General features: G+C 49.5%; 17 protein-coding genes and 1 rRNA gene. 9 read left to right on the top strand and 9 right to left on the bottom strand.

Going from position 1 to position 26,691, the window contains the following annotated elements:
• Positions 1-173 precede the first annotated feature (173 nt).
• The 5 genes from Q0499_RS11110 to pdhR form a co-directional block, all read right to left on the bottom strand.
• The gene (locus Q0499_RS11110) at positions 174-1,181 is read right to left on the bottom strand and encodes an NAD-dependent epimerase (protein WP_299199298.1); all 1,008 of its coding nucleotides are present in this window, start codon (positions 1,179-1,181) and stop codon (positions 174-176) included.
• Positions 1,182-1,397: 216 nt separating this feature from the next.
• The gene (locus tag Q0499_RS11105; protein ID WP_299199296.1) at positions 1,398-2,738 is read right to left on the bottom strand and encodes a UDP-glucose/GDP-mannose dehydrogenase family protein; all 1,341 of its coding nucleotides are present in this window, start codon (positions 2,736-2,738) and stop codon (positions 1,398-1,400) included.
• 889 nt (positions 2,739-3,627) lie between these two features.
• Complete coding sequence (gene aceF, locus Q0499_RS11100) at positions 3,628-5,589, bottom strand: dihydrolipoyllysine-residue acetyltransferase (RefSeq protein WP_299199294.1); 1,962 nt, start codon at positions 5,587-5,589, stop codon at positions 3,628-3,630.
• A gap of 33 nt (positions 5,590-5,622) precedes the next feature.
• Positions 5,623-8,334 carry a pyruvate dehydrogenase (acetyl-transferring), homodimeric type gene (gene aceE / locus Q0499_RS11095; RefSeq protein ID WP_299199291.1) on the bottom strand — a complete coding sequence of 904 codons (2,712 nt, stop codon included), beginning with the start codon at positions 8,332-8,334 and terminating at the stop codon, positions 5,623-5,625.
• 294 nt (positions 8,335-8,628) lie between these two features.
• Entirely contained in the window at positions 8,629-9,393 is a 765-nt protein-coding gene (pdhR, locus tag Q0499_RS11090) for a pyruvate dehydrogenase complex transcriptional repressor PdhR (RefSeq protein ID WP_299199289.1), read from the bottom strand.
• Positions 9,394-9,785: 392 nt separating this feature from the next.
• Here pdhR and Q0499_RS11085 point away from each other — a divergent pair, with 392 nt between their 5' ends.
• The 9 genes from Q0499_RS11085 (at position 9,786) to mnmH (ending at position 21,356) form a co-directional block, all read left to right on the top strand.
• Complete coding sequence (locus Q0499_RS11085; protein WP_299199287.1) at positions 9,786-10,859, top strand: TRAP transporter substrate-binding protein; 1,074 nt, start codon at positions 9,786-9,788, stop codon at positions 10,857-10,859.
• A 293-nt stretch (positions 10,860-11,152) separates the two neighbouring features.
• Positions 11,153-11,683 (top strand): TRAP transporter small permease subunit, encoded by a 531-nt coding sequence (locus Q0499_RS11080; RefSeq protein WP_299199285.1) that lies wholly within the window; start codon positions 11,153-11,155, stop codon positions 11,681-11,683.
• Positions 11,683-13,068, top strand: coding sequence for a TRAP transporter large permease subunit (locus Q0499_RS11075; RefSeq protein WP_299199282.1), 1,386 nt, complete (start codon positions 11,683-11,685; stop codon positions 13,066-13,068). The genes Q0499_RS11080 and Q0499_RS11075 overlap by 1 nt, the downstream gene beginning before the upstream one ends.
• A gap of 142 nt (positions 13,069-13,210) precedes the next feature.
• Positions 13,211-16,090: an FAD-binding and (Fe-S)-binding domain-containing protein gene (locus Q0499_RS11070; protein ID WP_299199280.1), complete on the top strand. Its 2,880-nt coding sequence runs from the start codon at positions 13,211-13,213 to the stop codon at positions 16,088-16,090.
• Positions 16,091-16,109: 19 nt separating this feature from the next.
• Positions 16,110-16,598 (top strand): universal stress protein, encoded by a 489-nt coding sequence (locus tag Q0499_RS11065; protein WP_299199278.1) that lies wholly within the window; start codon positions 16,110-16,112, stop codon positions 16,596-16,598.
• A gap of 685 nt (positions 16,599-17,283) precedes the next feature.
• Positions 17,284-18,666 (top strand): sodium:proline symporter, encoded by a 1,383-nt coding sequence (locus Q0499_RS11060; RefSeq protein ID WP_299199276.1) that lies wholly within the window; start codon positions 17,284-17,286, stop codon positions 18,664-18,666.
• Positions 18,663-19,514 carry a metallophosphoesterase family protein gene (locus tag Q0499_RS11055; RefSeq protein ID WP_299199274.1) on the top strand — a complete coding sequence of 284 codons (852 nt, stop codon included), beginning with the start codon at positions 18,663-18,665 and terminating at the stop codon, positions 19,512-19,514. The genes Q0499_RS11060 and Q0499_RS11055 overlap by 4 nt, the downstream gene beginning before the upstream one ends.
• A 98-nt stretch (positions 19,515-19,612) precedes the next feature.
• On the top strand, positions 19,613-20,215 hold the full coding sequence (locus Q0499_RS11050) for a DUF2238 domain-containing protein (RefSeq protein WP_299199272.1): 603 nt from the start codon (positions 19,613-19,615) through the stop codon (positions 20,213-20,215).
• A 43-nt stretch (positions 20,216-20,258) separates the two neighbouring features.
• Positions 20,259-21,356, top strand: a complete 1,098-nt coding sequence (mnmH, locus tag Q0499_RS11045) for a tRNA 2-selenouridine(34) synthase MnmH (protein WP_299199268.1) — start codon at positions 20,259-20,261, stop codon at positions 21,354-21,356.
• A 362-nt stretch (positions 21,357-21,718) separates the two neighbouring features.
• On the opposite strand, the gene Q0499_RS11040 is transcribed toward mnmH, so the two are convergent.
• The 4 genes from Q0499_RS11040 to rrf form a co-directional block, all read right to left on the bottom strand.
• Positions 21,719-22,666, bottom strand: a complete 948-nt coding sequence (locus Q0499_RS11040) for a porin (protein ID WP_299199266.1) — start codon at positions 22,664-22,666, stop codon at positions 21,719-21,721.
• A gap of 101 nt (positions 22,667-22,767) precedes the next feature.
• Positions 22,768-23,454 carry a DUF2057 domain-containing protein gene (locus Q0499_RS11035; RefSeq protein ID WP_299199264.1) on the bottom strand — a complete coding sequence of 229 codons (687 nt, stop codon included), beginning with the start codon at positions 23,452-23,454 and terminating at the stop codon, positions 22,768-22,770.
• 271 nt (positions 23,455-23,725) lie between these two features.
• Positions 23,726-25,897 carry an esterase-like activity of phytase family protein gene (locus Q0499_RS11030; RefSeq protein WP_299199262.1) on the bottom strand — a complete coding sequence of 724 codons (2,172 nt, stop codon included), beginning with the start codon at positions 25,895-25,897 and terminating at the stop codon, positions 23,726-23,728.
• A gap of 433 nt (positions 25,898-26,330) precedes the next feature.
• A 5S ribosomal RNA gene (gene rrf, locus Q0499_RS11025) occupies positions 26,331-26,446 on the bottom strand.
• Positions 26,447-26,691 lie beyond the last annotated feature (245 nt).

The raw sequence follows: 26,691 nt of genomic DNA, 5'->3' as shown, positions 1-26,691 counted from the left end.
CTGTTGATGGTTTTATCGCGACGAGGGCGTCGCTCCCACAGGTATAGCTGTTGCATATTGCTTTTGTAGGAGGCGCCTGGCATGCCCTCTGGGTACCTCGCGGCGATTTGTTTAATTATTTTATCACCGTTAAAAAGGGCTACTACAATAGATCAGGCCTCTGCCCTTTAATCTTAAGCCTTGTAATACGCTTTATACCATTCTACAAACCTCTGCATGCCGTCTTCGATGGTGGTGCTGGGTTTGAAGCCGGTGGCTTGTTGCAGGCTGTCAATATCGGCGTAGGTTGCTGGTACATCGCCAGGTTGCATCGGCAGGTATTCTTTTACTGCGGTTTTACCCGCGGCTGATTCAATCGCTTGGATAAAGCGGCTGAGTTCAATCGGTTCGTTGTTGCCGATGTTGTACACCCGGTAAGGGGCGCTACTGCTGTCCGGGCTGGTCCTTGGGTTATTTTCATCCACCTGAGGAATCACATCCTGAATGCGGATAACACCTTCGACAATATCGTCTACATAGGTGAAGTCGCGCAGCATTTTCCCGTGATTGAACACCTTAATTGGGCGGTCTTCCAAAATGGCACTGGTAAACAGGAATGGCGCCATATCCGGGCGGCCCCAGGGGCCATAGACAGTAAAGAACCGCAGGCCAGTGGTAGGAATGCCATAAAGGTGTGAATAACTGTGGGCCATCAACTCATTGGATTTTTTCGTGGCGGCATACAAAGAGACCGGATGATCAACACCGTCCTGAGTCGAAAATGGCATTTTGGTGTTCATGCCATACACCGATGAAGATGAGGCATACACCAGATGCTTTACATTATTCTGACGGCAGCCTTCCAGAATGGTCATCATGCCGGTCAGGTTGGAATCAACATAAGCAAACGGGTTTTCCAGTGAATAACGCACCCCTGCCTGAGCAGCCAGATGGATAACCCGATCGAAGCCGCTTTCAGCAAACAGCTGAGCCATCCCTTCGCGGTCAGCAAGATCCAGTTTTTTAAAGGTAAACTCAGGATATTGCTCCAGACGTTTCAGGCGGGCATCTTTCAGGGCTGGATCATAATAATCATTCAGGTTGTCCAGGCCGATCACTTTATGGCCAGCCTGACACAGGCGTTCTGAGACGAAGTTGCCGATAAAGCCGGCAGCGCCGGTGACGAGGTAGGTGAGTTGCATTGGGCTGTACCTGGAATTCTGATTAGATGTTTTATTCTAACTAATCGCGACGAGGTAGCCAAAAGGCATGCTAGCTCCTCTCCCAGAAAAAACCTACTCGGTGGGAGGCGCGCCCTCGCGGCGATTACTCAGATTAGTGCTATCTGATATTTTATCGCGACGGGGGCGTCGCTCCCACAAAAATCTACCTGTAGGAGGTACGCCCTCGTGCCGATTTTACCCTTGTTTTATCGACAAACCCCGGCCAATTGCGTAGTAGCTGAAGCCACGATCGGCCATGCGGTGCGGATCATACAGATTACGACCATCGAAGATTACCGGTTCGGCCAGTTGCGCTTTGATCAGGTCAAAATCCGGGGCACGGAAGCTTTGCCACTCGGTACAGATGACCAGCATATCTGCACCATTCAGAGCGGCCTCTTTGGTGCCCATGAGATTAAGATCAGCACGTGAACCATAGATACGTTGAGTCTCTTCCATCGCTTCAGGGTCAAATGCCTGCACTTTTGCGCCGGCAGCCCACAGCAGTTCCATCAGTACACGACTGGATGCTTCGCGCATATCATCGGTTTTAGGCTTAAATGACAAGCCCCAGAGAGCCACCGTTTTTCCTGCCAGTTCACCCTTAAAATGACGGCTGATCAGTTCAAACAATTTAGTTTTCTGTTTCGAGTTAACCGCTTCTACCGCTTTCAAAATCTGCGAGTCATACCCAATCTGCTCAGAGGTTTTCACCAGCGCCTGAACATCTTTCGGGAAACATGAGCCGCCATAGCCGCAGCCTGGGTAGATAAAGTGATATCCGATCCGTTCATCAGACCCGATACCGTTACGCACGTTTTCTATATCCGCACCAACCATCTCTGCGATGTTGGCCATCTCATTCATAAAACTGATTTTGGTCGCCAGCATGCAGTTAGCTGCATATTTAGTCAGCTCGGCACTACGGATATCCATAAAGATGATACGGTCGTGATTACGGTTAAAAGGAGCATACAGCTCAGTCATCACATCTTTAACATGATCACTTTCCGTACCGATAACAATCCGGTCTGGGCGCATACAGTCACTGACTGCAGCACCCTCTTTGAGGAATTCGGGGTTAGACACCACATGGTATTCAATCTCTGCGCCCCGCTCAGCAAGAGTTGCCGCTATTGTCGCCTTAACCTTATCCCCGGTACCTACCGGTACAGTGGACTTATCAATCACAATTTTCGGATCTTGCATGTAGGTAGCAATTGTTTTTGCGACCGCCTGCACATACTTGAGGTCAGCAGAACCATCTTCATCTGGCGGCGTGCCTACCGCAATAAACTGTATTTCACCAAACTCAACAGCGGCTTTCGCATCAGTGGTAAAAATCAAACGTCCGGCTTCATAGTTTGACTGTACTATGGGCGTCAGGCCGGGTTCGTAGATAGGAATGATACCATTTTTAAGGTTTTCAACTTTCTGTGCATCGACATCCACGCAACAGACTTCGTGACCTACCTCAGCCAATACTGCAGCCTGAACCAGCCCTACATAACCTATACCAAAAACCGTTACTTTCATTAACCGCCTACCTTCTTACAGCAATTTCACTTGAGGCAAAGTATACCTGCTAACGTAACGCTCTTGCGAAATTATTCTGGATCGATTGTATGAACATTGATGGCGCGATTTTACCATAGGATTGTTTAAGAGCCGAGGTCCTTAATAGCCGAGGTCCGTGGTCCGAGCGCTTCGCTTGTCTGAAAAGCCGAGGTCCGTGGTCCGAACGCTTCGCTTGTCTGAAAAGCCGAGGTCCGTGGTCCGAACGCTTCGCTTGTCCGAGGTCAGGAAGAGCAACCCTTGTGGGAGGCGCGCCCTCGCGGCGATTGATTTGACCCATCGCCTGTTGATGGTTTTATCGCGACGGGGTACCCAGAGGGCATGCTAGCGTCGCTCCTACAAAAAATCTACCCGGTGGGAGGCGCGCCCTCGCGGCGATTTATTTGACCCATCGCCTGTTGATGGTTTTATCGCGACGAGGTACCCAGAGGGCATGCTAGCGTCGCTCCCACATAAAGGGAAAACAGATTTTGTAGCGAGCCATGCCCTCATGGCGATTTGTTACATATGTTTCTTTTAATGCTCTTCTCGATGTCCTCTGCGCCCTCTGTGGTGAGAGCAAAAAATGCGGACTAGCAGCCGTAGGCTGCGATCGGACAAACGAAGTGATCGGACTTCGGACAAGCGTAGCGATCGATCAAAACGCTGATCAAAAAAAAGCCCCTGCTCAATGATGAGTAGGGGCCCGAGTCATGGGTACAAGAATAACCATGGAAAAGAAAAATAGAGGTCGATGCGACAGCCTGCACGCTGTCGCATCTGATTCGGTGGTTAACCACCGAATCACCGATAGCCCGCGGGGGATAACCGCTGAGCTACCGGAATTCAGGTAATCACTGGAAACCCAGGATTACATCACCATGCGACGGACATCGCTCAGCAGCTGGTTGAGGTAGGTCAGGAACTTACCTGCATCACTGCCGTTGATGGCGCGGTGATCGTAAGACAGGCACAGGGGCAGCATCTTACGGGGTTCGAACTCTTTACCGTTCCAGCGTGGTTCGATATCCGCTTTGGAGACACCCAGAATCGCCACTTCAGGGGCATTAACGATTGGCGTAAAGCCAGTACCGCCAATACCACCCAGACTTGAAATGGTGAAACAAGCGCCCTGCATCTCGGCAGGTTTCAGCTTACGATCTTTCGCCTTACCGGCCAGCTCGTTCGCTTCCAGAGACAGCTCATAGATACTCTTCTTGTCTGCGTCCTTAATCACCGGAACCATCAAACCGTTTGGCGTATCTACCGCCATACCGATATTGATATATTTCTTGTAGACGATGTGCTCACCATCGGCATGCAACGAAGCATTGAATTTCGGATGCGCTTTCAGTGCAATCGCAATCGCTTTCAGCATGAACGGCAGCGGTGTCAGCTTAACGCCATTGCGCGCGGCTTCGTCCTTCATCTCAGCGCGGAATGCTTCCAGATCGGTGATATCCGCTTTATCAAACTGAGTCACATGCGGAATGTTCAGCCAGCAGCGAGACATGTTGGCCGCGGTTAGCTTGTGGATCTTGGACATTTTCTCCATCTCGATTTCACCAAACTGGCTGAAATCGACTTCTGGAATGGCCGGGATACCCGAACCGCCGGTCACAGCTGCGGCAGCAGGCTTCTCAGCCAGTTGCTTCAGCGCGCCTTTCACGTAAGCCTGAACATCCTCTTTGAGAATACGACCCCGTGGGCCGGTACCTGAAACCAGAGACAGATCAACACCGTATTCACGGGCCGTGGCACGAACGGCCGGGCCTGCATGTACGGATTTGTTTTTCTTCTCCAGCGCTTCGCGATCAACGGGCGCGCTTGCCGCAGGAGCGGGAGCCGCTGCTTTCGCCGGAGCGGCTGCTGGTGCTGCTACCGGAGCCGATGCCGCAGGCGCTGCTGCAGGTGCAGACCCACCAGCCACTTCCAGTTGCATCAGCAGATCGCCTTCGTTAACGGTTCCACCCTCTTTGATCTTCATGGATTTAACCACACCCGCTTTAGGTGCAGGGACTTCCATTGAAGCTTTATCGGTTTCCAGTACGATCAGGGAATCGCCTTCGGCAACGGTATCGCCGTCCTTTACCAGGACTTCAACTACGTCAACGTCGGTCGCGCCACTCAGATCAGGGATCAGCACATCTTCCACACCACCCGCAACAGGTGCTGGAGCAGCGGCAACAGGAGCCGGAGCCTCTGCTGCGGCAACCGGTGCAGATACCGCAGCAGGAGCTGCAACAGAGGCACCACCAGCAATCTGAATATCACACAGATGATCACCTTCGTTGGTGCTATCACCCTCTTTAATCTTCATCGATACGATGACTCCGGCCATTGGAGCCGGAACTTCCATCGATGCTTTATCGGTTTCCAGCACTAACAGGGAATCGCCTTCCGCAACGGTGTCGCCATCCTTCACCAGGACTTCAACCACATCTACGTCAGTCGCGCCACTCAGGTCAGGCACCAGCACTTTTTCAACCGCGCTAGTTGCAGCAGGAGCAGCCGCCACTGGAGCAGCCTCTGCCGCAGGGGCTGCAGCCGGTGCTGCTTTGGCAGCCGGAGCCGGATCGACCTCGTCAACCACCAGACCGGTTTCCAGAACCACAATTACCTGGCCTTCGTTGCAGGTGCCGTCCGCTTCAACCAGAATCTCTTTCACTGTACCCGCGTGGGTAGATGGCACCTCCATCGATGCCTTATCGGTTTCCAGGACGATCAGAGAATCGCCCTCAACCACTGTGTCACCAACCGCTACACAGATCTCAACAATATCTACGTCTGCGTAACCACCAATATCAGGAACCGTAATGTTTACAGTACTCACGTCATTATCCTCTCTTAAAAGTTCAGCTTCGGGTTACACAGTCCATGGGGCTGGTTTTTCCGGGTTTATGCCAAACTTCTGCATCGCTTTGGCTACAACAGTACGTTCAATCTTGCCCTCTTCTGCCAGCGCAGTCAGTGCGGCAACCGTCACGTAATAACGGTTCACTTCAAAGAACTCACGCAGCTTGGCGCGGGTATCAGAGCGACCAAAACCATCGGTACCCAGTACTTTATAGGTGCGAGGGATATATTCACGCAGCTGATCAGCATAGATGCGCATATAGTCAGTGGACGCAATAACCGGACCCTGACGGTCTTGCAGACACTCTTGCAGGTAAGAGACACGCGCCTCATCTTCAGGGTGCAGCATGTTCCAGCGGGATACGCTTTGTGCATCACGACGCAATTCATTGATTGAGGTAGTGCTCCAGATGTCTGATTCAACCCCGAACTCATCACGCAGAATATCTGCCGCAGCAATCACTTCACGCAGGATCGTACCGCAACCCATCAGCTGTACTTTCATGTCGGAATCTTTACCTTCCTGCAGAAGGTACATCCCTTTCACGATACCTTCCTCAGCACCAACCGGCATGGCTGGGTGAGCGTAGTTCTCGTTCATGGTGGTGATGTAGTAGAACTTGTTCTCTTTGTCCTGGAACATCCGCTTCAAGCCATCCTGGACGATGACTGTCAGCTCATAGCCGAAGGTCGGATCGTAAGAAACACAGTTTGGAATCATTTGCGCCATGAGGTGAGAGTGACCATCCTGGTGTTGCAAACCTTCACCATTCAGTGTGGTACGACCCGAAGTCGCTCCGATCAGGAAGCCTCGGGCCTGCATATCACCTGCCGCCCAGGCAAGGTCCATAATCCGCTGGAAACCAAACATAGAGTAATAGATGTAGAACGGCACCATGGTGCAGTTGTTGTTGCTGTAGGACGTAGCACAGGCCATCCAGGCAGACATCGCACCCGCTTCGTTGATACCCTCTTCGAGAATCTGACCGGTCTTGGACTCTTTGTAGAACATGATCTGATCAGAATCGTGTGGCACGTAACGCTGACCTGCTGAGGTGTAGATACCCAGCTGACGGAACATACCTTCCATACCAAAGGTACGGGCTTCGTCTGGCACAATCGGCACAACCCGCTCGCCCATGCTCTTATCTTTTACCAGTGTGCTCAGTACCCGGTTCAATACCATCTGGGTTGACATTTCACGCTTACCGCTGTCTTTCAGCTGCGCCGCGAAGGTATCCAGTGGTGGAATTTCAAGAGCGTCGAAGTCGCTGCGACGGGTTGGGTAAACACCGCCCAGTTTGTTACGACGGTCCATCATATACTTCATCTCTGCAGAATCAGGCGATGGACGGTAGTATGGAACCTCTTTCAGCTGATCATCGGTCAGCGGAATATTGTGGTGGTCGCGGAAGTCTTTCAGATCATCCATTGCCACTTTCTTCATCGAGTGGGTGTCGTTCTTCGCCTGGCCCGATTTACCGGTACCATAACCTTTAACGGTTTGCGCCAGAATAACGGTTGGCTGACCTTTATGGTTCATCGCTGAATGATAAGCCGCATAGACTTTATATGGGTCGTGGCCGCCGCGGTTCAGGTTCATGATATCGTCGTCTGACAGATCCTTAACCATCTCCAGCAGTTCAGGGTATTTACCGAAGAAATGCTCACGGGTGTATGCACCACCGTTCGCCTTGTAGTTTTGCAGTTCACCGTCACAGACTTCGTCCATGCGTTTCTGCAGCAAACCTTTTTCATCATTTTCAAACAGTGGATCCCAGTGACGACCCCACAAACACTTAATCACGTTCCAGCCGGCGCCGCGGAAGACACCTTCAAGTTCCTGAACGATCTTGCCGTTACCGCGAACCGGGCCATCCAGACGCTGCAGGTTACAGTTAACCACAAACACCAGGTTTTCCAGCTGCTCACGTCCCGCAAGCGAGATCGCCCCCAGAGATTCCGGCTCATCACACTCACCATCACCCAGAAACGCCCAGACTTTACGTTCGCCACGAGTGATGAGAGAGCGAGCCGACAGGTAGCGCATGACGTGCGCCTGATAGATCGCCTGAATCGGGCCAAGACCCATCGAAACCGTTGGGAACTGCCAGAAATCCGGCATCAGCCATGGGTGTGGATAAGAGGACAGACCCACGCCATCCACTTCACGACGGAAGTTATCCATCTGCTCTTCGGTCAGACGGCCTTCAAGATAGGCACGGGAATAGATACCCGGAGAGATGTGCCCCTGGAAAAACACCAGATCACCTTCGCGGTCGCCTTCAGAACCGTGGAAAAAATAGTTAAAACCGATATCGTACAGCGTGGCAGAAGAGGAGAAACTTGAAATATGGCCACCCAGACCATCGGAGTTATCGTTGGCGCGCATTACCATCGCCATCGCGTTCCAACGGATAAAGGAGCGGATGCGACGTTCCATAAACAGGTCGCCCGGCATCCGGACTTCATCTTTTGATGTAATCGTATTGCGGTATGGGGTGGTCAGGGTGGTACCTGCACTAACCCCCATCTCTGAAGCTTTTTCACCTAGTTTCTTGAGCAGGTAGTGAGCGCGATCTCCGCCTTCATTTTTGGCTACAGACTCGAGCGCCTCAATCCACTCACTGGTTTCAATTGGGTCAATATCGTCGATAAATTCTTGCACTTTGCCTTTCTCCACTATTCTTGTCTTGCACTCAAAACCGGGTATCCCAATCATCCCGGCATTAGGTAAACTCTGTTAAGAATAGAAGTTATCAGTAAAAAAGCAGGCAAAAAAACAGCAAAATCTGCTGAACCCGATGATATTGTGGATTTTTATCACTTTGCCCCGCTCACCAACACTTCTGTGAATGTCTTAATGAGTTTGTGAACAGGTTTCATGCTGCGCCGCAGCAAGCCTGTCATTTTTTGTTATCGTTTTTATTTTGTAGTAATACTACAAAAAAACAAAATTAATGTCTATAAGCGCTATGCAAATAGCCAATATTGTAGTTTTTATACATAACGTAGATTACAGCGGTGTTACATCTGCACGCCGCATCGCCCTTTTCAGCCGGGTGTTCTCTTTTCCCTGTTCCAGCAGGGCATCTTCGACATAGGCCAGATGATCATGTGCCGCCTTACGTGCCTTCTCTGGCTCGCCTGCAATAATTGCTTCCATTAGCACTGAGTGTTGTTCATGTATCTTGCTGCGAATATCAGTTTTAGGGTAGATATCCTGGAGGTTTTCCCAGATATGCTGACGCAGCAAGCTGAACAGGGCGCGCATCATATGCAGCAACACCATATTGTGCGTTGCTTCAGCGATGGCAAGATGAAAGTCCACATCCGCATACACCTCTTTATCAAACTCTTTGCGGTCATGAAACCCCTGCAAGGCGTCATAACGGGCACGGATATGCTCTTTATCTGCGGGAGTGCTGCGCAGGGCAGCGTAATACGCTGACACCCCTTCCAGCGCATGGCGAAATTCCAGCAGGTCATACTGCGCTTCGGGATGGGTTTTGAATAGCTCCAGCAAAGGGTCAGAAAACGCTCTGCCGAGCTCTTCCGAGATATAGGTTCCGCCACCCTGGCGACTCACCAGAACCCCTTTTGCCGCCAGTTTCTGAATCGCTTCTCTTAATGAAGGACGCGACACTTCAAACTGTTTTGCCAACTCCCGCTCCGGAGGCAACTTCTGTCCAGGCTTAAGAGTACCTTCCAGAACCATCTCTTCCAGCTGCCCCATGATTACATCCGAAATTTTCGGTTGCTTGACTCGCTGATACGCCATCTGACCATCTCCGCCAATTACTGATATTACTCAAAACTGACTCTGTAAATTATTCATTCACGAGCATAGGTGTGGGCCAATTAACAGGACACAACCATACACCCCTACCGGGATCATAAATATACCAATCCACTACGCCACCTCTGAAATTGGTCTGACCTTCGTGCTTGTTATTGATTTCTATAAAAAATTAAGCTTTTTCTGAAAAAGCAGCTAACTTTATTATTCATAAAAGCATTGACAAGGCACCGCACTAAATTTTAAGGTAGCGACTAATTGCATGGTAAATTGGTCTTACCAATTATTCAAGAACAATTTTTCAAGGCTTCCGAATGGCCTGTTCTGAATCCGGCAAATAGAGATAAAAACAACAAACATCCTGAGGCAAGATCATGAATAAATTCGCAAAGGCACTGGTATCTACTGCTGTCATCACTACAGCGATAACGGCTACCACCACCGCAGTTCAAGCGGCAGATAAAATACTTCTGAAGACTCCTATCGCCTTCGGTTCTCACCTGCCAGCACTGGGAACTCCGATCAAATGGGTGTCTGAACAGCTGCCTATTATGAGTGATGGCTCACTTAAGATGAAAATCTACGAGCCGGGAAAACTGGTGGGCGCTAAAGAGATTCTCGGCGCGGTGTCATCTGGCAAAGTGAATTCGGGCTATGCCACTGCCGGTTACTGGCAGGGTAAGATCCCGGCTGCTGCGCTGTTCTCCGCAGTACCTTTCGGACCTGAAGCCGGCGAATATATGGCCTGGCTGTATTACGGTAACGGCCTGAAACTGTATCAGGAGATGTATGACTCCAACGGTTACAATGTTCACGTAATGCCGTGCGCTATTATCTCCCCGGAAACGTCCGGCTGGTTCAAAAAAGAGATCAATACCCCTGAAGACCTGAAAGGCCTGAATATGCGCTTCTTCGGCCTCGGTGCATCGGTTATGGAGAAACTGGGCGTATCAACTTCCCAGCTGCCCGGCGGTGAGATCTTCGGAGCCCTGGAAAAAGGTGCGATCGATGCAACTGAGTTCTCTCAGCCAGCGATTGATCAGCGTCTCGGTCTGTACAAAATTGCTAAATACAACTATTTCCCAGGCTGGCATCAGCAGGCAACTATCTTTGAGTTGTTAGTGAACAAAGATACCTGGAACAGCATGAGTAAAGGCCAGCAGGCAATTCTCGATAATACCTGTAAAGCATCCGTCACTAACGCCATCGCTGAAGGTGAAGCGATGCAGTTCGATGTTATGGCTAAAGCGAAAGAAAACGGCGTGAACATTCGCTATTGGAATGACAACATGCTGACAACTTTCGAAGAGAAATGGAACGAAGTCGTTGCTGAAAAGACCGCTGAGGACCCGTTCTTTAAGAAAGTGTGGGATGACCTGAGCACCTTCCGTAAAGGCTATGACCTTTGGGAAGCAAACGCCTTCCTTCCTCGCGCAAAAAACAACTGAGTGATAAACCCGAAACGCAGGGGCAGATCTGCCCCTGCGTTTAATTTGTTTACTGTGTCAGCATAAGTCAGAGAACTTATTGTTAAAAATCACATAGACACGCAATTAGTTAAAAGCACTGAATTGAACGCTCTGAGTTGAAAGAACTGAGCTGAAAGAACTGAGCTGAAAGAGCTCTGTAAAGCTGCGACACCGGTCTCGCAGCTTTACAGATTTTTTTCTGCAACGTCCTCATACATTGACGTTAACAACGTTAATCCAAATACAATAAAAACCGGTAAAGGTGCATTATCGTGAACGAGCCTAACAGCCTGCCCTCTGTCCCCCTGGCGGACAGTATTGATCGGGCCATCCAGAAAGTCGGCCATATTATTGCCTGGGTCTTTGTACTCCTGGTGATGGTCATTGTTACTCAGGTTATTCTGCGCAAGGGTTTTTCCAGCGGACTCATCGTTTTAGAAGAGTTGCAATGGCACCTGTATGCATTGGGGGTTATGTTTGGCCTGTCATACGCACAGACAACAAACTCGCATATCCGGGTCGACCTGTTTTACTCCTCGTTCAGATCAAACACCAAGTACATTATCGAAATTCTGGGTATCCTGTTGCTGGTATTACCGTTTATCTCGGTTATTTTTATCCACAGTCTGGATTTTGTTGCCGACTCCTATCGTATTAACGAACACTCAGAGTCTCCTTCGGGCCTGCCTTATCGCTGGCTGATGAAAAGCGCGATTCCGGCCAGCATGTTTCTGCTGGGGCTGGCGGTGCTTTCACGTCTGTATCGCGACACGGTTTTACTATTTAAAGGGGATAACGCGTAATGGAAATTAATGAGATTCTGGTTATTGCGATGTTCCTGTCATTCATCGCGCTGCTGTTTACCGGGATACCGGTCGCATGGGTTCTGGGGGGCGTGGGTGTTGCTTTTGCACTGATTGGCTATCTGGCGGACACCTATTTTGACACCATCACGGGTCTGGACTTTCTGACTCTGGGTCTGGTGGTTAACCGCCTATGGAAGATCATGGACAACTGGATTCTGGTTGCCCTGCCAATGTTTATCTTTATGGGCATCATGCTGGATAAATCCGGTGTCGCAGAACGACTGATGAACTCGATGCAGGAGCTGTTTGGCCGGGTGCGTGGGGGTCTTGCGATAACAGTCACCGCTATCGGTATTATCCTGGCCGCCTCTACCGGTATTATCGGTGCATCGGTGGTATTGCTGGCAGTGATGTCGCTACCCTCCATGACCAAGCAGGGTTATTCCATGCCTTTAGCACTAGGCACCATCGCCAGTGCCGGTACGCTGGGTATTCTGATTCCGCCAAGTATTATGTTGGTTATCATGGCCGATCAGCTGGGCTTGTCAGTGGGTGACCTGTTTATGGGCGCGGTATTCCCCGGCCTGATGCTGGGCGCGATGTACATCATCTATATTCTGATTGTCGGTAAGCTGAAACCTGAAGCTGCTCCAATTCCACCGGACACTAAACCAGTCACCCTCCAGACTGTTATCTCTGTGTTGAAGGCTGTCTTACCTACTCTACTGCTGATCTTTGTTGTACTGGGCTCCATTTTTGGCGGTTTCGCCACGCCGACAGAAGCCTCTGGCGTAGGCGCATTCGGCGCAACACTGCTGGCCGTTTACAACCGTAAGTTTAACTTCCGGGTGCTGAAAGAGGTGATGCAGGGTACTTATAACACCACCGCCTATATCTTCGCGATTTTCATCGGTGCCACCTGTTTTGCGCTGGTGCTGCGAGAGCTGGGCGGGGACGAGCTGATTGAGTCATTCCTCACCGGTCTGCCATTTGGCCCTTACGGTATTATCTTCTTTATACTGGGGGTGATCTTCCTGCTGGGCTTCTTCCTTGACTGGATTGAGATCACGCTGATCATTCTGCCACTGCTGGCACCGGTGATCTCGGCACTGGGACTGGATATTGATGGTTATGGTGTAGTGGATAACCCGGAACTGGTGTGGTTTGTGATGTTGGTTGCGATGGCGTTGCAGACCTCATTCCTGACCCCCCCGGTGGGCTTTGCGCTGTTCTATCTCAAAGGGGTATGTCCACCGAACGTTAAGCTGAGCGATATCTATAAGGGTGTTATTCCGTTTATCCTGCTTCAGCTTATTGCCCTGTTAGTTCTGGTGTTCTGGCCTCAACTAGTGCTGTGGTTGCCTGCGGCGGCTTACGGCTAGATCACTCATGTAGTTAAGCGTGTAATGTCAGAAGGAGCCCTGCTCCTTCTACTGTTCCATTTCATCCGGTCGTCAGGCCACAAGATAACCGGGCAGTCCCTGAGTCAGCCGAATCAGACGCTGCCCAATGCGAGGCATTTCAATGAAGCAGGAATATCAACAATTCAGGCAACTATTGCAGGAATTTCTGCCCGCTACACAGATTATTTCCGACCCGCTTCGCACCCTGGCATACGGAACTGATGCCAGTTTCTATCGGCTGATTCCTCAGCTGGTCGTGCGCCCTGAATCTGAACAGGATGTTGCCCGCATTGTTAAGCTGGCCTATAGCCATAAAATTCCGGTGACCTTCCGCGCAGCAGGAACAAGTCTGTCAGGTCAGGCAATTACCGATTCGGTGCTGATTCAGCTGAAAGATGGCTGGAAAGGTTACAGCCTAAATGACGATGCCAGCCGTATTACACTCCAGCCCGGCGTCATTGGCGCCCATGCGAATAAATATCTGGCACCGTTTAATAAGAAGATCGGCCCGGACCCTGCGTCTATCAACACGGCTATGATCGGCGGAATTGCAGCCAATAATGCCAGCGGCATGTGCTGCGGAACCGCACAAAACAGCTATCGCACTCTGCACAGTATGAAACTGATTCTTGCCGATGGCACCACGGTTGATACCGGCGACAGCGATTCTGTCACTGCATTTAAAACAAGCCACAGCAGCCTGCTGACCGCACTGGGAGCCCTGGCCGCACAAACCCGAAGTGATGAGCCGTTACGGCAGCGAATTGAGCATAAATACCGGCTGAAAAACACCACCGGTTATGCTCTGAATGCGCTGGTCGATTACCAGGACCCGATAGAGATCATGCAGCACCTGATGATCGGTTCTGAAGGCACCCTGGGTTTTATCAGCAATATCACCTACAACACCGTGGACGAACATGCGGATAAAGCCTCTGCGCTGATCTTTTTCCCCACCGTACATATCACCTGTGAGGCGGTTGCGATACTGAAACAGACTCCGGTGTCCGCCGTCGAGATGATGGACCGGGCGGGTCTGCGATCAATCGAAAATAAACCCGGTATGCCCGATTTTATTAAGACGCTTCCGGATGATGCTGCCGCGCTGCTGGTTGAAACCCGGGCCGGATGCAAGAACCATCTGGTAGAGCAGGTCGAGCAGATCAAAGCCTCCATCAGTTCGCTGGAGACTATCCACCCGGTTGAGTTCACCACCGATCCCCTTGAATACTCTAAGTACTGGGCGATCCGTAAGGGCCTGTTCCCCGCAGTCGGGGCGGTGCGGCAAACCGGCACTACCGTGATTATTGAAGATGTTGCCTTCCCGGTGGAGCGGCTGGCCGAGGCGGTGCACGACCTGCACCAGATATTTGAGAAGTGGAACTATGATGAAGCCTTGATCTTCGGCCACGCGCTGGAAGGTAACCTGCACTTTGTCTTTACCCAGTCGTTTGATGATCAGACTGAGATAGATCGCTATGAAGGCCTGATGGATGATGTGGCCAACCTGGTTGTTGATAAATATGATGGCTCACTCAAGGCGGAGCATGGTACCGGCCGTAATATGGCGCCTTATGTCGAGAAAGAGTGGGGCTCTGCCGCCTATGCGCTGATGTGGGAGATTAAAGAGCTGTTTGACCCGCACAACATTCTCAACCCCGGCGTACTGTTGAACCGAAATGCCCATGTGCATCTGGAAAATCTGAAACCGCTTCCCGCTGCCGACCCACTGATCGACAAATGTATCGAGTGTGGTTTCTGCGAGCCCACCTGCCCCTCCCGGGATCTTACTCTGACACCACGTCAACGGATTGTGATCTGGCGTGAAATTGCCCGGCTTGAAGCCAGCAATGAAGATTCACAGCGTCTGGCAGAGTTACGTAAAGAGTACCTTTATCAGGGGATAGATACCTGCGCCGCCTGCGGGTTATGCTCTACTACCTGTCCGGTAGAGATTAACACTGGTGATCTGACCCGCTTGTTACGCAGCAGGAACAATGAGAGCCATACGAAACTGGCACAATGGCTGGCGGAGCACTACGGCGGCGTAATGACCGCCAGCAAGGTTGCCTTTAAGGGCGCTGATCTGGCCCACGGGCTGATCGGCACAAAAGCGATGGGCGCGATCTGCGACACCACTCGCAAACTCTCAGGAGGACGGGTGCAGCAGTGGACGGCATCCATGCCAACTGCGGCACCGAAAATCAATACCGCTCGCCCGGTTACGGATGCCAATGCACCGAAAGTTGTCTATCTGCCCAGCTGTGCCAGCCGGGCGATGGGCCCCGCACGGGGAGATGATGAGCAAACATCGCTAGCGGAAAAAACTGAGCAGTTATTACGCAAAGCGGGATATCAGGTGATCTACCCGGATAACCTGGATCAGCTCTGCTGTGGTATGCCCTTTCAATCCAAAGGGATGTTTGATGCAGCAGCGTATAAGGCAGCTGAAACTGAAAAGATGTTACTTAAGGCTACCAATGGCGGTGAGTATCCGGTACTTTCTGATACCAGCCCTTGCAGCTTAAGACTAAAGGATAATACAGATCAACGTATTAAGCTTTTTGATACGGTAGAGTTTATCCATGAATTTTTGCTCGACCGGCTGGTGATTACACCGGCTGAGGAAACCGTCGCACTGCATATAACCTGCAGTACCACACGAATGGGGATGACGGAAAAGCTGAAAAAAATTGTTGCCGCCTGTGTAACCAATCTGGTTATTCCGGAGCAGATAACCTGTTGTGGATTTGCCGGTGATAAGGGATTCTCTACACCAGAACTGAATGAGTCTGCACTGCGCACACTCAAACAGGACGTAGAGGGCTGTACGAGCGGATATTCGACCAGCCGCACCTGTGAAATTGGACTGTCACATCATAGCGGTATAGATTACAAATCGATCATCTACCTTCTGGATCGTGTCAGCCAGTCAAAAGCGGACGCGGCTAATCCGACACCAGAAAACAGACTGATTCAGCACAGCTCTGCTGATCAGTAACTTATTGAGGATATTGAGCATGCCACTTCCTGAAATTAAGACAATTTTATACTCCACCTCTTTGGGCAAACACACCCGCCCGGTTTTCAGACAGGCGGTGAACCTTGCTCAGACCATGAAAGCACACATTATTATGCTGCATGTGATCGAGCCTATTGGCGAACTGGGACATGCACTGATCCAGAACTACCTGCCCGAAGATGTGGTCAAGAAGATGCACGACGAGGGTATCGACCAGGTAATGCAGCAGATGAAAACCCGGGTTGAAAAGTTCTGTGAAGAGGAGCTGGGGTCTCTCGAAAAGATAGTTGATCTGGATATCGAGCACCTGATCGTTGAAGGTAACTATACCGACTCCATCCTGAAAGTCGCCGCTAAGCGGAACGTGGATATGATCGTAATGGGTTCTGAAAACACCTTTGGTCACCACAGCCAGACAACCCGTCAGGTAATTAAAGGCGCTAAAGTACCTGTAGTTGCCGTCCCGACGGGTAAAAAATTCGTGTGATGATTTCCTTCTGAAAAGCCTGTCAAACGACAGGCTTTTTTTTGTCCATCGCATGTAACGCAAAAGGACATATTCATTTTTCACCTCAGAAAGCACAGAGGGCATGCTAGCGTCGCTTCAACATTCCCACATAAAGCGAAAAACGGATTTTGTAGCGAGCCATGCCCTCATGGCGATTTTTTGAACCCGTGCCTAGTGACGGTTTTATCGCGACGAGGTACCCAGAGGGCATGCTAGCGTCCCTCCCACATAAAGCGAAAAACCGATTTTGTAGCGAGCCATGCTCTGATGGCGATTATTTGAATCAGTGCCTACTGACAGTTTTATCGCGACGAGTACCCAGAGGGCATGCTAGCGTCCCTCCCACATAAAGCGAAAAACCGATTTCGTAGCGAGCCATGCCCTCATGGCAATTATTTGAACCCGTGCCTACTGACGGTTTTATCGCGACGGGTACCCAGAGGGCATGCTAGCGTCGCTGCTACAAAAAACCTACCCTGCATGACCCCTTTAAATTCCGTATGGGTCTGCGTAATATAGCTCAACTAGTAACTACCACGATGTATGTCCTTTCCCGGTGAGGCTCGAAATACCTTTTCCCAGAATTTATATAACTATTTTTCATCGCCATTTCAGTTTACTGGGCAATAATACTCAAAATATCTAGCAGCACTCAGGGTTGTAAATGGAAATATCTCTTGTCATTGCGGTAGCCGCTGTTGCAACCGTCTCTATCTTTATCAGCCCCAAAGTAAAAGATGGCAGTGCTTTTTTTAAGGGCCTCTCGCCTGAAGGAAAGCCCCCAGGCCTGCTGATGCTGACCTTTTCACAGGTGACGACCTGGATCTTTGCCCGCTCTCTGTTGAATGCAGCGATTTTGGGCTTTTACTACGGCATCTGGGGGACTCTGGCTTATGCGGCCTACTATCTCTCTTTTCTGACCGGCGCCAAGATTATCGACTCCGTCAGGTTTCAGCACGGGTTTAACAGTATCCAGGCATTCCTCACCGACCGCTTTGGCCGCTGGGGCACCCGCTGTTATAACTTTGTTATCGGCGTGCGCCTGATTAGCGAAGTATTTGCCAACATACTGGTTATCGGTATCCTCTTCGGCGTCGCTGGCAGTACCTCCTACACCACTGCCGTCGCGCTGTTTGCGGTGGTCACACTGATCTATTCAATGCTGGGTGGGTTGCATGCATCCCTGCGTACCGACCTGTTTCAGATGATGCTGTTTCTTATTTTACTGGGGGCTCTGACTATTTTAGTTGTCGCTACCGGACAGCTCACCACCGCAACCCTGCTGTTTAAAAGCTTTATTATCACCGATCCTGGCCCGGTGTTGATTCTGGTAGCGCTGCTACAGATCTGGAGCTATCCAATGCATGATCCGGTGATGATGGACCGGGGCTTTCTGGCGGATCGGGAAACCACCCGTAAAAGTTTCTACCATGCCGCCTGGATCAGTTTTATCTGTATAACACTGTTCGGTTGCTTCGGTATAATGGCCGGTGCACATGCAGTCAGCGGTGAAGCGATGAATGATGCGCTGATGCGTCTGCTCGGAGAAGGCCCGATGCTGCTGTTCAATATCACCCTGGTCATCTCAGCAATGTCGACTCTCGATAGCACCCTGTCCAGTGCATCCAAGCTGGTTGCCGTGGATATGAACTGGATAGAACCCTCCGTGGCTAACGGGCGGATCACGATGGCGGTGTTTGTCTTACTGGGCTTACTGCTGGTGTTCTCGGGCAATAAAGATCTGTTCAGTGCGGTCGCCGTCAGCGGCACGGCATCGATGTATCTCGCGCCGGTCATCTTTTTCTCCCTTTGGGGCAAGCGGACGGATGTCCCATTATGGAGCTACCTCAGCTGTTTTATTATGGCACTAACAGGTGCAGCTCTTTATTTCACCGAGTCATCCGGCTATACCCAGCTACTCGGCGAGAGTCATAAATACACCAAGCTGCTGTTTATCTCTATTAGCGTTCTTGTCGGGGGCTGCCTGCTATTCTGGGCAGGCATCGTTAACCAGAAACAACCATCACTGACTGAAACTGCGGTATGACATCATTCACACCTGATCATTCGAGCCCGCTGTTAATCTTTGGCGGGCCATATAGCAACCTGCAAGCCACTCACGCGATCAGACAGGTGGCAGACTCTCTGGGCATTCAGCCTGGCAATGTACTCTGCACCGGAGACCTGGTTGCCTACTGTGCCGAACCGGATGAGACCGTTGAGCTGATTCGCGATTGGGGTATAGCGGTGGTTGCCGGAAACTGTGAAGAATCAGTCGGCAACGGCTCTGCTGACTGTGGCTGTGGCTTTAGTGAAGGCAGCTCCTGTGACCTGCTATCTGCACAGTGGTATAACTTCACCCTCCCCCGGGTCAGCGAAACGAATAAGGCATGGATGCGCCAATTACCCGAGCAGATACGCTTCAACTACGGTCACTATAGGTTTACAGCGTTACACGGGGGATTTCACAGCAATAATCAGTTTATCTTTGCATCCGGTACGGCAAACGAAAAGTCACGGCAACTGGCGCTCACTGAAAGCGATATTATTCTGGCTGGACACTGTGGCATTCCTTTTGGTCAGGAGATCGACAACGGTTATTGGTTAAATGCCGGTGTTATCGGCATGCCCGCCAACGATGGCACCCCTGACACCTGGTATATGCTGATCACCTTAATTGAGCAGCAACTCGTTTGCAGCTGGCACCGGCTAACCTATGACCATAGCGCTACAGCGGCACAGATGATCTCATCCGGCCTGAACAACGGCTATATGAAGGCTCTGTCAACCGGCCTTTGGCCCAGTCTTGATGTATTACCAGAGAGTGAAAAGGCATTGACGGGGCAGCCGATTACTCTGTCAACAATGACAATTGGCAGCGCTGATTCGTCATAAGCTAACACCCTTGCAACCTGTCAGCCTGGATAGAACAAAACCGGCAAACCTCGCGGGCAACGCTATTGCAGACTTGCTAAATAATTTATACTGCACTGATGCGAATACTCTGGATCATCACATTTACCGCGGCGCTGCTATGGTCGGCAATCAACCCCAAGGATCAGTTCACCTGGTTTCTTGAAGTTGTTCCGGCGTTAGTCGGTGTTGCTGTGTTAGCGATGACTTCGAAAAAATATCCACTGACTCCGATGCTGTATGTACTGATTCTTACCCACTGCATCATACTGATGGTCGGTGGACACTATACCTATGCTGAAGTGCCTCTATTTGATCAGATTTCTGAGCTGTTCGGCTGGCAGCGCAATAACTACGATAAAGTAGGCCACCTGGCACAGGGGTTTATCCCCGCGATGATCGCCCGAGAGATAATGATTCGCGCAGATGCGGTGAATGGCCGAGCATGGCTTAATCTGTTCACGATTAGCTTCTGCCTGGCATTCAGCGCACTCTATGAGCTGATTGAGTGGTGGGTGGCTGCGCTGACCGGTGAATCAGCCGAGGCCTTTCTGGGCACCCAGGGTTACATCTGGGACACCCAGTCAGATATGTTGCTTGCGCTGATCGGCGCCTGTCTGGCCGTTCTGTTACTGAGCCGCTGGCATGACCGACAGTTACAACAGATGAACCTGCACATTTAAATAATCTCAGACAAATCAGATCGACAACTAACCTAAGAGCCCTATGCGCGAAGATACCGACAATTACCGTAAGCTATTTCTTAATGATATCCCTATGGTTGATCTTCGGGCACCGGTTGAGTTTAGCCAGGGAGCCTTTCCAACGGCAATTAGCCTTCCGCTGATGAGCGATGATGAACGGGCACAGGTGGGCACCTGTTATAAACAGCAGGGCCAGGAAGCAGCAATTAAATTAGGTCACCAGTTAGTCAGCGGCCAGATTAAAGAACAAAGGATGGAGCGCTGGCTGTCGTTCTGCCGTAACAATCCTGAAGGTTACATTTACTGCTTCCGGGGTGGTCTTCGCTCGCGCACCACCCAACAATGGCTTAAAGATGCAGGAGTGGACTATCCACTGGTATTGGGTGGCTATAAAGCCCTGCGAAACGCTCTGCTGACGGTACTGAGTGAGGTGTCTGAGAGCCTGCCCTTCTATATTGTCGGCGGTAAAACCGGATCGGCAAAGACGCTGATGGTTAATACCCTGGCGAATGCCATCGATCTGGAAGGCGCAGCGCATCATCGTGGTTCCAGCTTTGGCAGTTTTGTTAACCCACAAAGCACCCAGATCAACTTTGAAAATATCACCGCTATCCAGATGCTGAAAAAACAGCATGCCGGATTTCAGCAACTGGTGTTTGAAGATGAAGGCCGGCATATCGGCAGTGTTGATCTACCGGCCCCGCTCTACCAAAAGATGCTGGCAGCACCGGTTGCGGTTATCGAAGACCCGTTTGATATTCGGCTGCAGCGACTACTAAAGGAATACGTCATCGATATGGTCGCGGACTACACCCGCGTTCATGGCGAAGAACAGGGCCACATACTCTGTGAAGAGTATCTGCTGTCCGGACTGGATAAAATCCGCAGAAGGCTGGGTAATGAGCGTTGGCAGATCCTGCGGGAAACGATGGAAAAAGCAATTAAGCTACATCAGGCAGGCGCAGGATATGACGCCCACCTGGACTGGCTGACACCGCTGCTTGAGTGGTATTACGACCCGATGTATGAATATCAGTTAAGCCTGAAAGCAGACCGGATTATCTACCGGGGTAACTGGCAGGAATGCCATGACTATCTGAAGCACCAGTCAGCAAGCTAATAGCCTTAGTCCGTGGGTCCGAGCGCTGCGCTTGTCCGATCATTGCATTTGTCCGTGCGTTGTCGCTGACAACTTGTCCGCACAAAAACAAAGTCAAAGATCTGATTCACCACAGAGGAGACAGAGAGCACAGAGGAAAATAAAAACTCTTCTCAGTGAGCTCTGTGTCCTTAGCATGCCTTTGAGTACTTTAGTAAAATTTGCCCTCTACTCCCCAAACTCGGACAAGCACAGCCTTCGGACTTCGGATCACGATTTTTTAACAAAAAAAGGCCGGTTAAAAAACCGGCCTGAAAAAATAGTCATTCAAAGCTCGAAGGGGTGACCTAAGAATAAACGCTGTTTTTCTGCAAAGCTCAGGATCAGAACTTAAGACGCATACCTGCCAGGTAACCCATCTTAACGTCATCCTCATCGGTATCAGCAATCTCAGCAAAGACAGATACGTTTTTCTGAGTTGGGAACTTGTAAACAACGTTTACGTACCACTCAGACACATCGTCCTTACCATCTTCTTCAACCTTAGTCAGACCAAGGCCCAGATCAGTTGTCGCTGCAACCGGGATAATAGTAATAACGTTATACTGACTAGCTTCGACAGTACCGTCATCAGACTTACTGTAATCAACGCCAAACTCAGCAAAACCTGCATCGTAGATGGCGCTTACACCCCAAACATCAACATCAGGGCTAGTGGCTGTTTTCTTGTCATTGAAAGTCTGATATGCAGCACCCAGCTCAACACCTGCTACAGCGGTAGACATGAAAATATCAAAGCCTTTGCCATCAGCACTTTTCTCGCTGTCTGCTTCAAGCTCGGTAGACAGGATCAGAGTGAAGTTGTCCATATTCACGTCAACACGAACCACATCGTTGCCATCAGTTGCGGTCGCATCAAAACGATCTTCTTTAAGTTCATCTTCAAGCTGTTCATCAACACCGAAGCTATCTACAGCAAAGTTTTGCTGACCTACAGACACCGATACGTTACCAAACTGCATGCCAACATAAGCTTCTTCCAACTGGCTGCTTTTTTCTTTATCTTTACCGTTTGCTGCGTTCTTATAACCAAAATCCAGCTGGCCAAAGGCCTTCATGTCGTTACCCAGATCATAGATAACTGAGTTTTTCAGTTCCAGATCATCGAAATCGACATTCAGGTTCTGATCTTTACCCACATCTTTACGAAGCTGAATCTGAAAGTCACCTTTCAATTTGTAAGTCAGACCTTTACCTTCGTAAATAGTCGCAGCGCTTGCAGAACCAGCAGTAGTCGCTGCAATAACAGCGGCCAGGATAAGCTTTTTCATTTCTTTCTCCAGTTAAGAAAAGATAAAAGTTAGTTAAGTTAAAATATTAAAAAGGCGATCCCTGCCACCTCATCGACATAAGGTAAAGATCCAGAATTTAATTATTTATTGCCAATCCAGGTTTTAAACCTTTCACGGGTTTCAGCGTCAGCCTTCAAATACCAATACTGAAGCAGTCTCTCAGGAAGATTCATAGAACTATCACTATCAGCAGATCCACTTGATAATGAATTTATCTCGACACCCGAGGCTGAATTATTTATTGATGATCTGACGGAGGAGCGGTTAATTGATGCAAAGTTATTGATCGAAAGTGCATCACCCGACTGGTTAAAACGTTGAAGCTCAGCTGCATAGTCACGGCTAAGTTGAAACCCCTCTTTAATAAGAGGTTTAGCCTTATAACGGATGGTATGGCCAGTGCTATCAGTAAGCTTCCACTGCTGGCCTTTATCAAACTCATTGAAATCTGCCAACCGTGTAATATCAGGAGCAGAGAGTTGAATTTGGCTATCTTTTGCTTGTAAAACAATAATATGAGGATTTGCAGTCTCTATTTCCAGGTCACCGGATGATTCTATTTCTGCCGAGTAGTTAACCAGAATCTGGCTAATGCCGTTGGGCAGTGTAGCGGATACATTATTTCCAATGAGAGAGTCACTTTTTACTTCAACGCCATTTACAGCAATGATAGAGATACCGCTGCCCGCTGATAATCTGACTTCAGCAAGTGCCGATGTAGATATTAATAATAAAGTCGTAAGAAACAAATTCGAACTAAATCGCATTACTGGTGCCTTATATATTTGAACAAAAAATCTTTGGCAGCGATAATAATTATCAACTATTACAGAAAAGTTACCTCGCGGTTAAAGTAATAATTAATAGAACAAAATATCCTAAAAAAACAAGATCAATAAAGACATATTAAATATTTATTATATTTTTATTATTTATCATAAAAAATATGAAGATTTACAACGTATGTTTTAAAACAAAGCAGACTTAAAAACAAAAAAAGGCGATCAATGACCGCCCTTTAATAAATTTATTTAAAATTTACATCTTACCGATACCGAAAAACAGCGTTTCACCAGAACTATCGTCTACACCATCATTATCTGTAATGGCATAGCCATTTCCAGCAGCATCAACGGTAAAGCCTTCAATTTTATCCTGCACATAACCATTCAGAGACTTCAGATCAGGGAGAAAATCATGAACCAGTGTTTTCTTAACAACGGGCAGTTCAGAGCCGATAGCAGCTGGCTTCAACTGATCTGCTGACACACTGTATAAGCGCTTCACAACAGCAGACTCTCCCAGCTGATTGTCCCGCTCGATGATATATACCTGACCACCATGGCTAACGATCTCAGACAGACCCACCCAGCCTTTGTCAGCATGTTCTAATGGATAACGCACAGCCCCCCAGCTGTTTGTCTTCAGGTTATAAGCTAACAGCTTAACCTGATCAGCAGGGTCATCCTTCCAGGGACGCTGAATTGCAACCCACAAAGTATCACCGATCAGTGTTATCCCTTCAGCACCATATTTCATTTCATGCTTCAGCAACTCAGCAGGGAAATCGATTGTGCGATCAATCTCTCCCTGACTATTTACATGATGAATAGCATGAGGAATCTCTTTCTCAGTTTTACCTTCAGAGGCTAGCCAGAAACCGCCTTTAGCATCGACAGCAATCCCTTCAAGGTCAAGTTTCTTAGCTGCTTTACCATCACGTAAAACAGGCATAGCAGCAGTAATCTGAGCAGGCGTCTGATTGGCATCAATACTGAAAATGGTAGGCTGATTAGAATAAAAACTATCGTTAACGGCATACAGCATACCCGGCTTTGATGAATCTGCTGTCAGGCCTGACAACGCCCCCCAACCGATCGGCATCCCTTCACGGGTACGGGTAGAGACAATCTGTGGATAAGCAACAGGGGCACCTGAAAAGCTATACAGCATGACATGCGCACGAGGCCCTTTATCCTCAATCAGATCTTTCTCATTGGCACTGACCAATAGATTTCGTTGCGGAATCACAACCGCTGATTCAGGTGCAATACCCGATGGCAACAACTGAACAAACGCAGGCGCCGCTCCAGTGTCACGGTAAACACCAATCACAGAAGCGCGTTCGGAAAGAATAAAGATGTAAGTTTCACCACCGAACTTACCGATAGCCACACCTTCAGGCTCACTGCCTTTTTTACCAGAACGCTTTTCAGGATAGTGGCCTGCAAGAATTACCTGCTGTTCAAAAGAGCTACCGGATTCAAACAGCATACGTCCGTCTTTATGAAAGATAGTGAAACCACGGGCACCACCATTCATATCACCTTCGTTGGCTATCACGAAACGATTGTCATCAATCCATTTAACAGAGTCAGGCTCACGCAGGCGAGTCTGGCTACCAGTAAAATCAAGTTTCTTATCTTTCTTGATATCAATCCCTTCCAGCTCAACACTGCCTGCAGAGAAGTGATTTATAACTTTACCACTGGCCGCATCAATAATGGCCAGGTGATTGTTTTCCTGCAGTGTAACAACAATCTCATTTTTACCGTTAAAATCAACAAATTCAGGCTCTGGGTCAGTAGCACCGATCTCAGCCAGGCCGGTCATATCAACCTTAGTCATCTTATCGCATTGTGGCAGACCGTTTTTAACAGGAACAACAGTCACCCAACCTGCTGGCAGTTGCGGTAACTCACCATCATTAAGATCTTCATCACGCTCGTTCTCGATAGCAACTGCAACGTAGCCGCCATCCTTAGATACAGCGACTGAGTCTGGCTGGCCTCCCAGATCACAACGTGCCAGTTCGTTTCGCTTCCCCAGTCCCAGCGCAAGCAGATAGCCAGAAGGCTTAACGTAACTTTCAGAAGTATTAACACCGGCAAAAACGGTCTGACCACCGATAGCCACAGACGTTGGCTCGCCGTCCAGCTTAACAATACCGCCAGCAAGCGGATTTTTTGCATCAGTAATATCAACAAAACCAAGCGCTTCAAATGGGCTATCAGAGTAGACAAGAGTATTTCCATCTGCACTGGCGGCGATAATCTCCGGCGAAGTCTCCTGGCTCTGATCAGAACCTTGCGGCAGGTTATGGATAGCACCAAAACTTGCAATACGATTAAATGAATCAGCGTGTGTAACAGTGGCTAAGGCAGCAATTGAGATCGTTAATAACGATTTCTTAAAACAGCTGGCAGGCATAGCAGATCTCCAGGGTTAATTTTATGACCCGAAGAGCCTATAGCCAGAGAATGACAAACCGGTGACCTTAGGGTTACGAAAATAAGTCTTAAACGCAGCTGCTAGCGGTAAAGAGCAGTAGATCGCTGCTTCGCAGCTCGCTAGAACGGAGCCTGCGGCTCCTGCTATAAAAGCCGGGTCGGCCACTGCAAGACTATCGCGACGAGGTACCCAAAGGGCATGCTAGCGTCGCTCGCTACAGGATGAGATGACCCCCGCCCCGCTAAGAAGGCTTTTGCTCTTCCGCTTGTTCTAACCACTAGCAGGCGCGCAGCGTCGTTCTAGCAAGCGACGCAGTCGCGTCTCGCCACGTCTTTGTTTCAGTCCACGTAGCGGCGTCTAAACGAAAAAAGCCCCGATCATGTTAATGATCGGGGCTGTTTCGTAATTAGGTGCTTGGCGATGACCTACTCTCGCATGGAGAAGCTCCACACTACCATCGGCGCTAAGACGTTTCACTTCCGAGTTCGGTAAGGGATCGGGTGGTTCCATCTCGCTATTGTCGCCAAGCAAAACTGGTTGCTCTAACGATTTGAACTCAAGCTTTAGCTTGTGGTTCAAAGCGTCATTCGAATCCTGTAACTTCTTAGTCGAGAAGAGTATGCACAAACTCTAATCCGTGCACTGTTTTATTCAGTGCCGCTCTTTCGAGCACAATGTATCTTTTCTATCAGCTAACCAAACGCTTTTGGCGTTATATGGTCAAGCCTCACGAGCAATTAGTACTGGTTAGCTCAACGCCTCACAACGCTTAC

It is taken from the genome of uncultured Amphritea sp. (assembly GCF_937127095.1).
Lineage (GTDB): Bacteria > Pseudomonadota > Gammaproteobacteria > Pseudomonadales > Balneatricaceae > Amphritea.
The sequence above is the reverse complement of the archived record's forward strand: the minus strand, read 5'-3'. Positions and strand labels throughout refer to the sequence as shown.

What these genes read in the sequence shown, in the direction of transcription:
- aceE (WP_299199291.1), bottom strand. Translation starts at nt 8,334, where the DNA reads ATGATTGGGATACCCGGTTTTGAGTGCAAGACAAGAATAGTGGAGAAA.
- Q0499_RS11070 (WP_299199280.1), top strand. Translation starts at nt 13,211, where the DNA reads ATGAAGCAGGAATATCAACAATTCAGGCAACTATTGCAGGAATTTCTG.
- mnmH (WP_299199268.1), top strand. Translation starts at nt 20,259, where the DNA reads ATGCGCGAAGATACCGACAATTACCGTAAGCTATTTCTTAATGATATC.
- Q0499_RS11030 (WP_299199262.1), bottom strand. Translation starts at nt 25,897, where the DNA reads ATGCCTGCCAGCTGTTTTAAGAAATCGTTATTAACGATCTCAATTGCT.
- Q0499_RS11075 (WP_299199282.1), top strand. Translation starts at nt 11,683, where the DNA reads ATGGAAATTAATGAGATTCTGGTTATTGCGATGTTCCTGTCATTCATC.
- Q0499_RS11105 (WP_299199296.1), bottom strand. Translation starts at nt 2,738, where the DNA reads ATGAAAGTAACGGTTTTTGGTATAGGTTATGTAGGGCTGGTTCAGGCT.
- Q0499_RS11085 (WP_299199287.1), top strand. Translation starts at nt 9,786, where the DNA reads ATGAATAAATTCGCAAAGGCACTGGTATCTACTGCTGTCATCACTACA.
- Q0499_RS11055 (WP_299199274.1), top strand. Translation starts at nt 18,663, where the DNA reads ATGACATCATTCACACCTGATCATTCGAGCCCGCTGTTAATCTTTGGC.
- Q0499_RS11035 (WP_299199264.1), bottom strand. Translation starts at nt 23,454, where the DNA reads ATGCGATTTAGTTCGAATTTGTTTCTTACGACTTTATTATTAATATCT.
- Q0499_RS11040 (WP_299199266.1), bottom strand. Translation starts at nt 22,666, where the DNA reads ATGAAAAAGCTTATCCTGGCCGCTGTTATTGCAGCGACTACTGCTGGT.
- Q0499_RS11060 (WP_299199276.1), top strand. Translation starts at nt 17,284, where the DNA reads ATGGAAATATCTCTTGTCATTGCGGTAGCCGCTGTTGCAACCGTCTCT.
- pdhR (WP_299199289.1), bottom strand. Translation starts at nt 9,393, where the DNA reads ATGGCGTATCAGCGAGTCAAGCAACCGAAAATTTCGGATGTAATCATG.
- Q0499_RS11110 (WP_299199298.1), bottom strand. Translation starts at nt 1,181, where the DNA reads ATGCAACTCACCTACCTCGTCACCGGCGCTGCCGGCTTTATCGGCAAC.
- Q0499_RS11065 (WP_299199278.1), top strand. Translation starts at nt 16,110, where the DNA reads ATGCCACTTCCTGAAATTAAGACAATTTTATACTCCACCTCTTTGGGC.
- Q0499_RS11050 (WP_299199272.1), top strand. Translation starts at nt 19,613, where the DNA reads ATGCGAATACTCTGGATCATCACATTTACCGCGGCGCTGCTATGGTCG.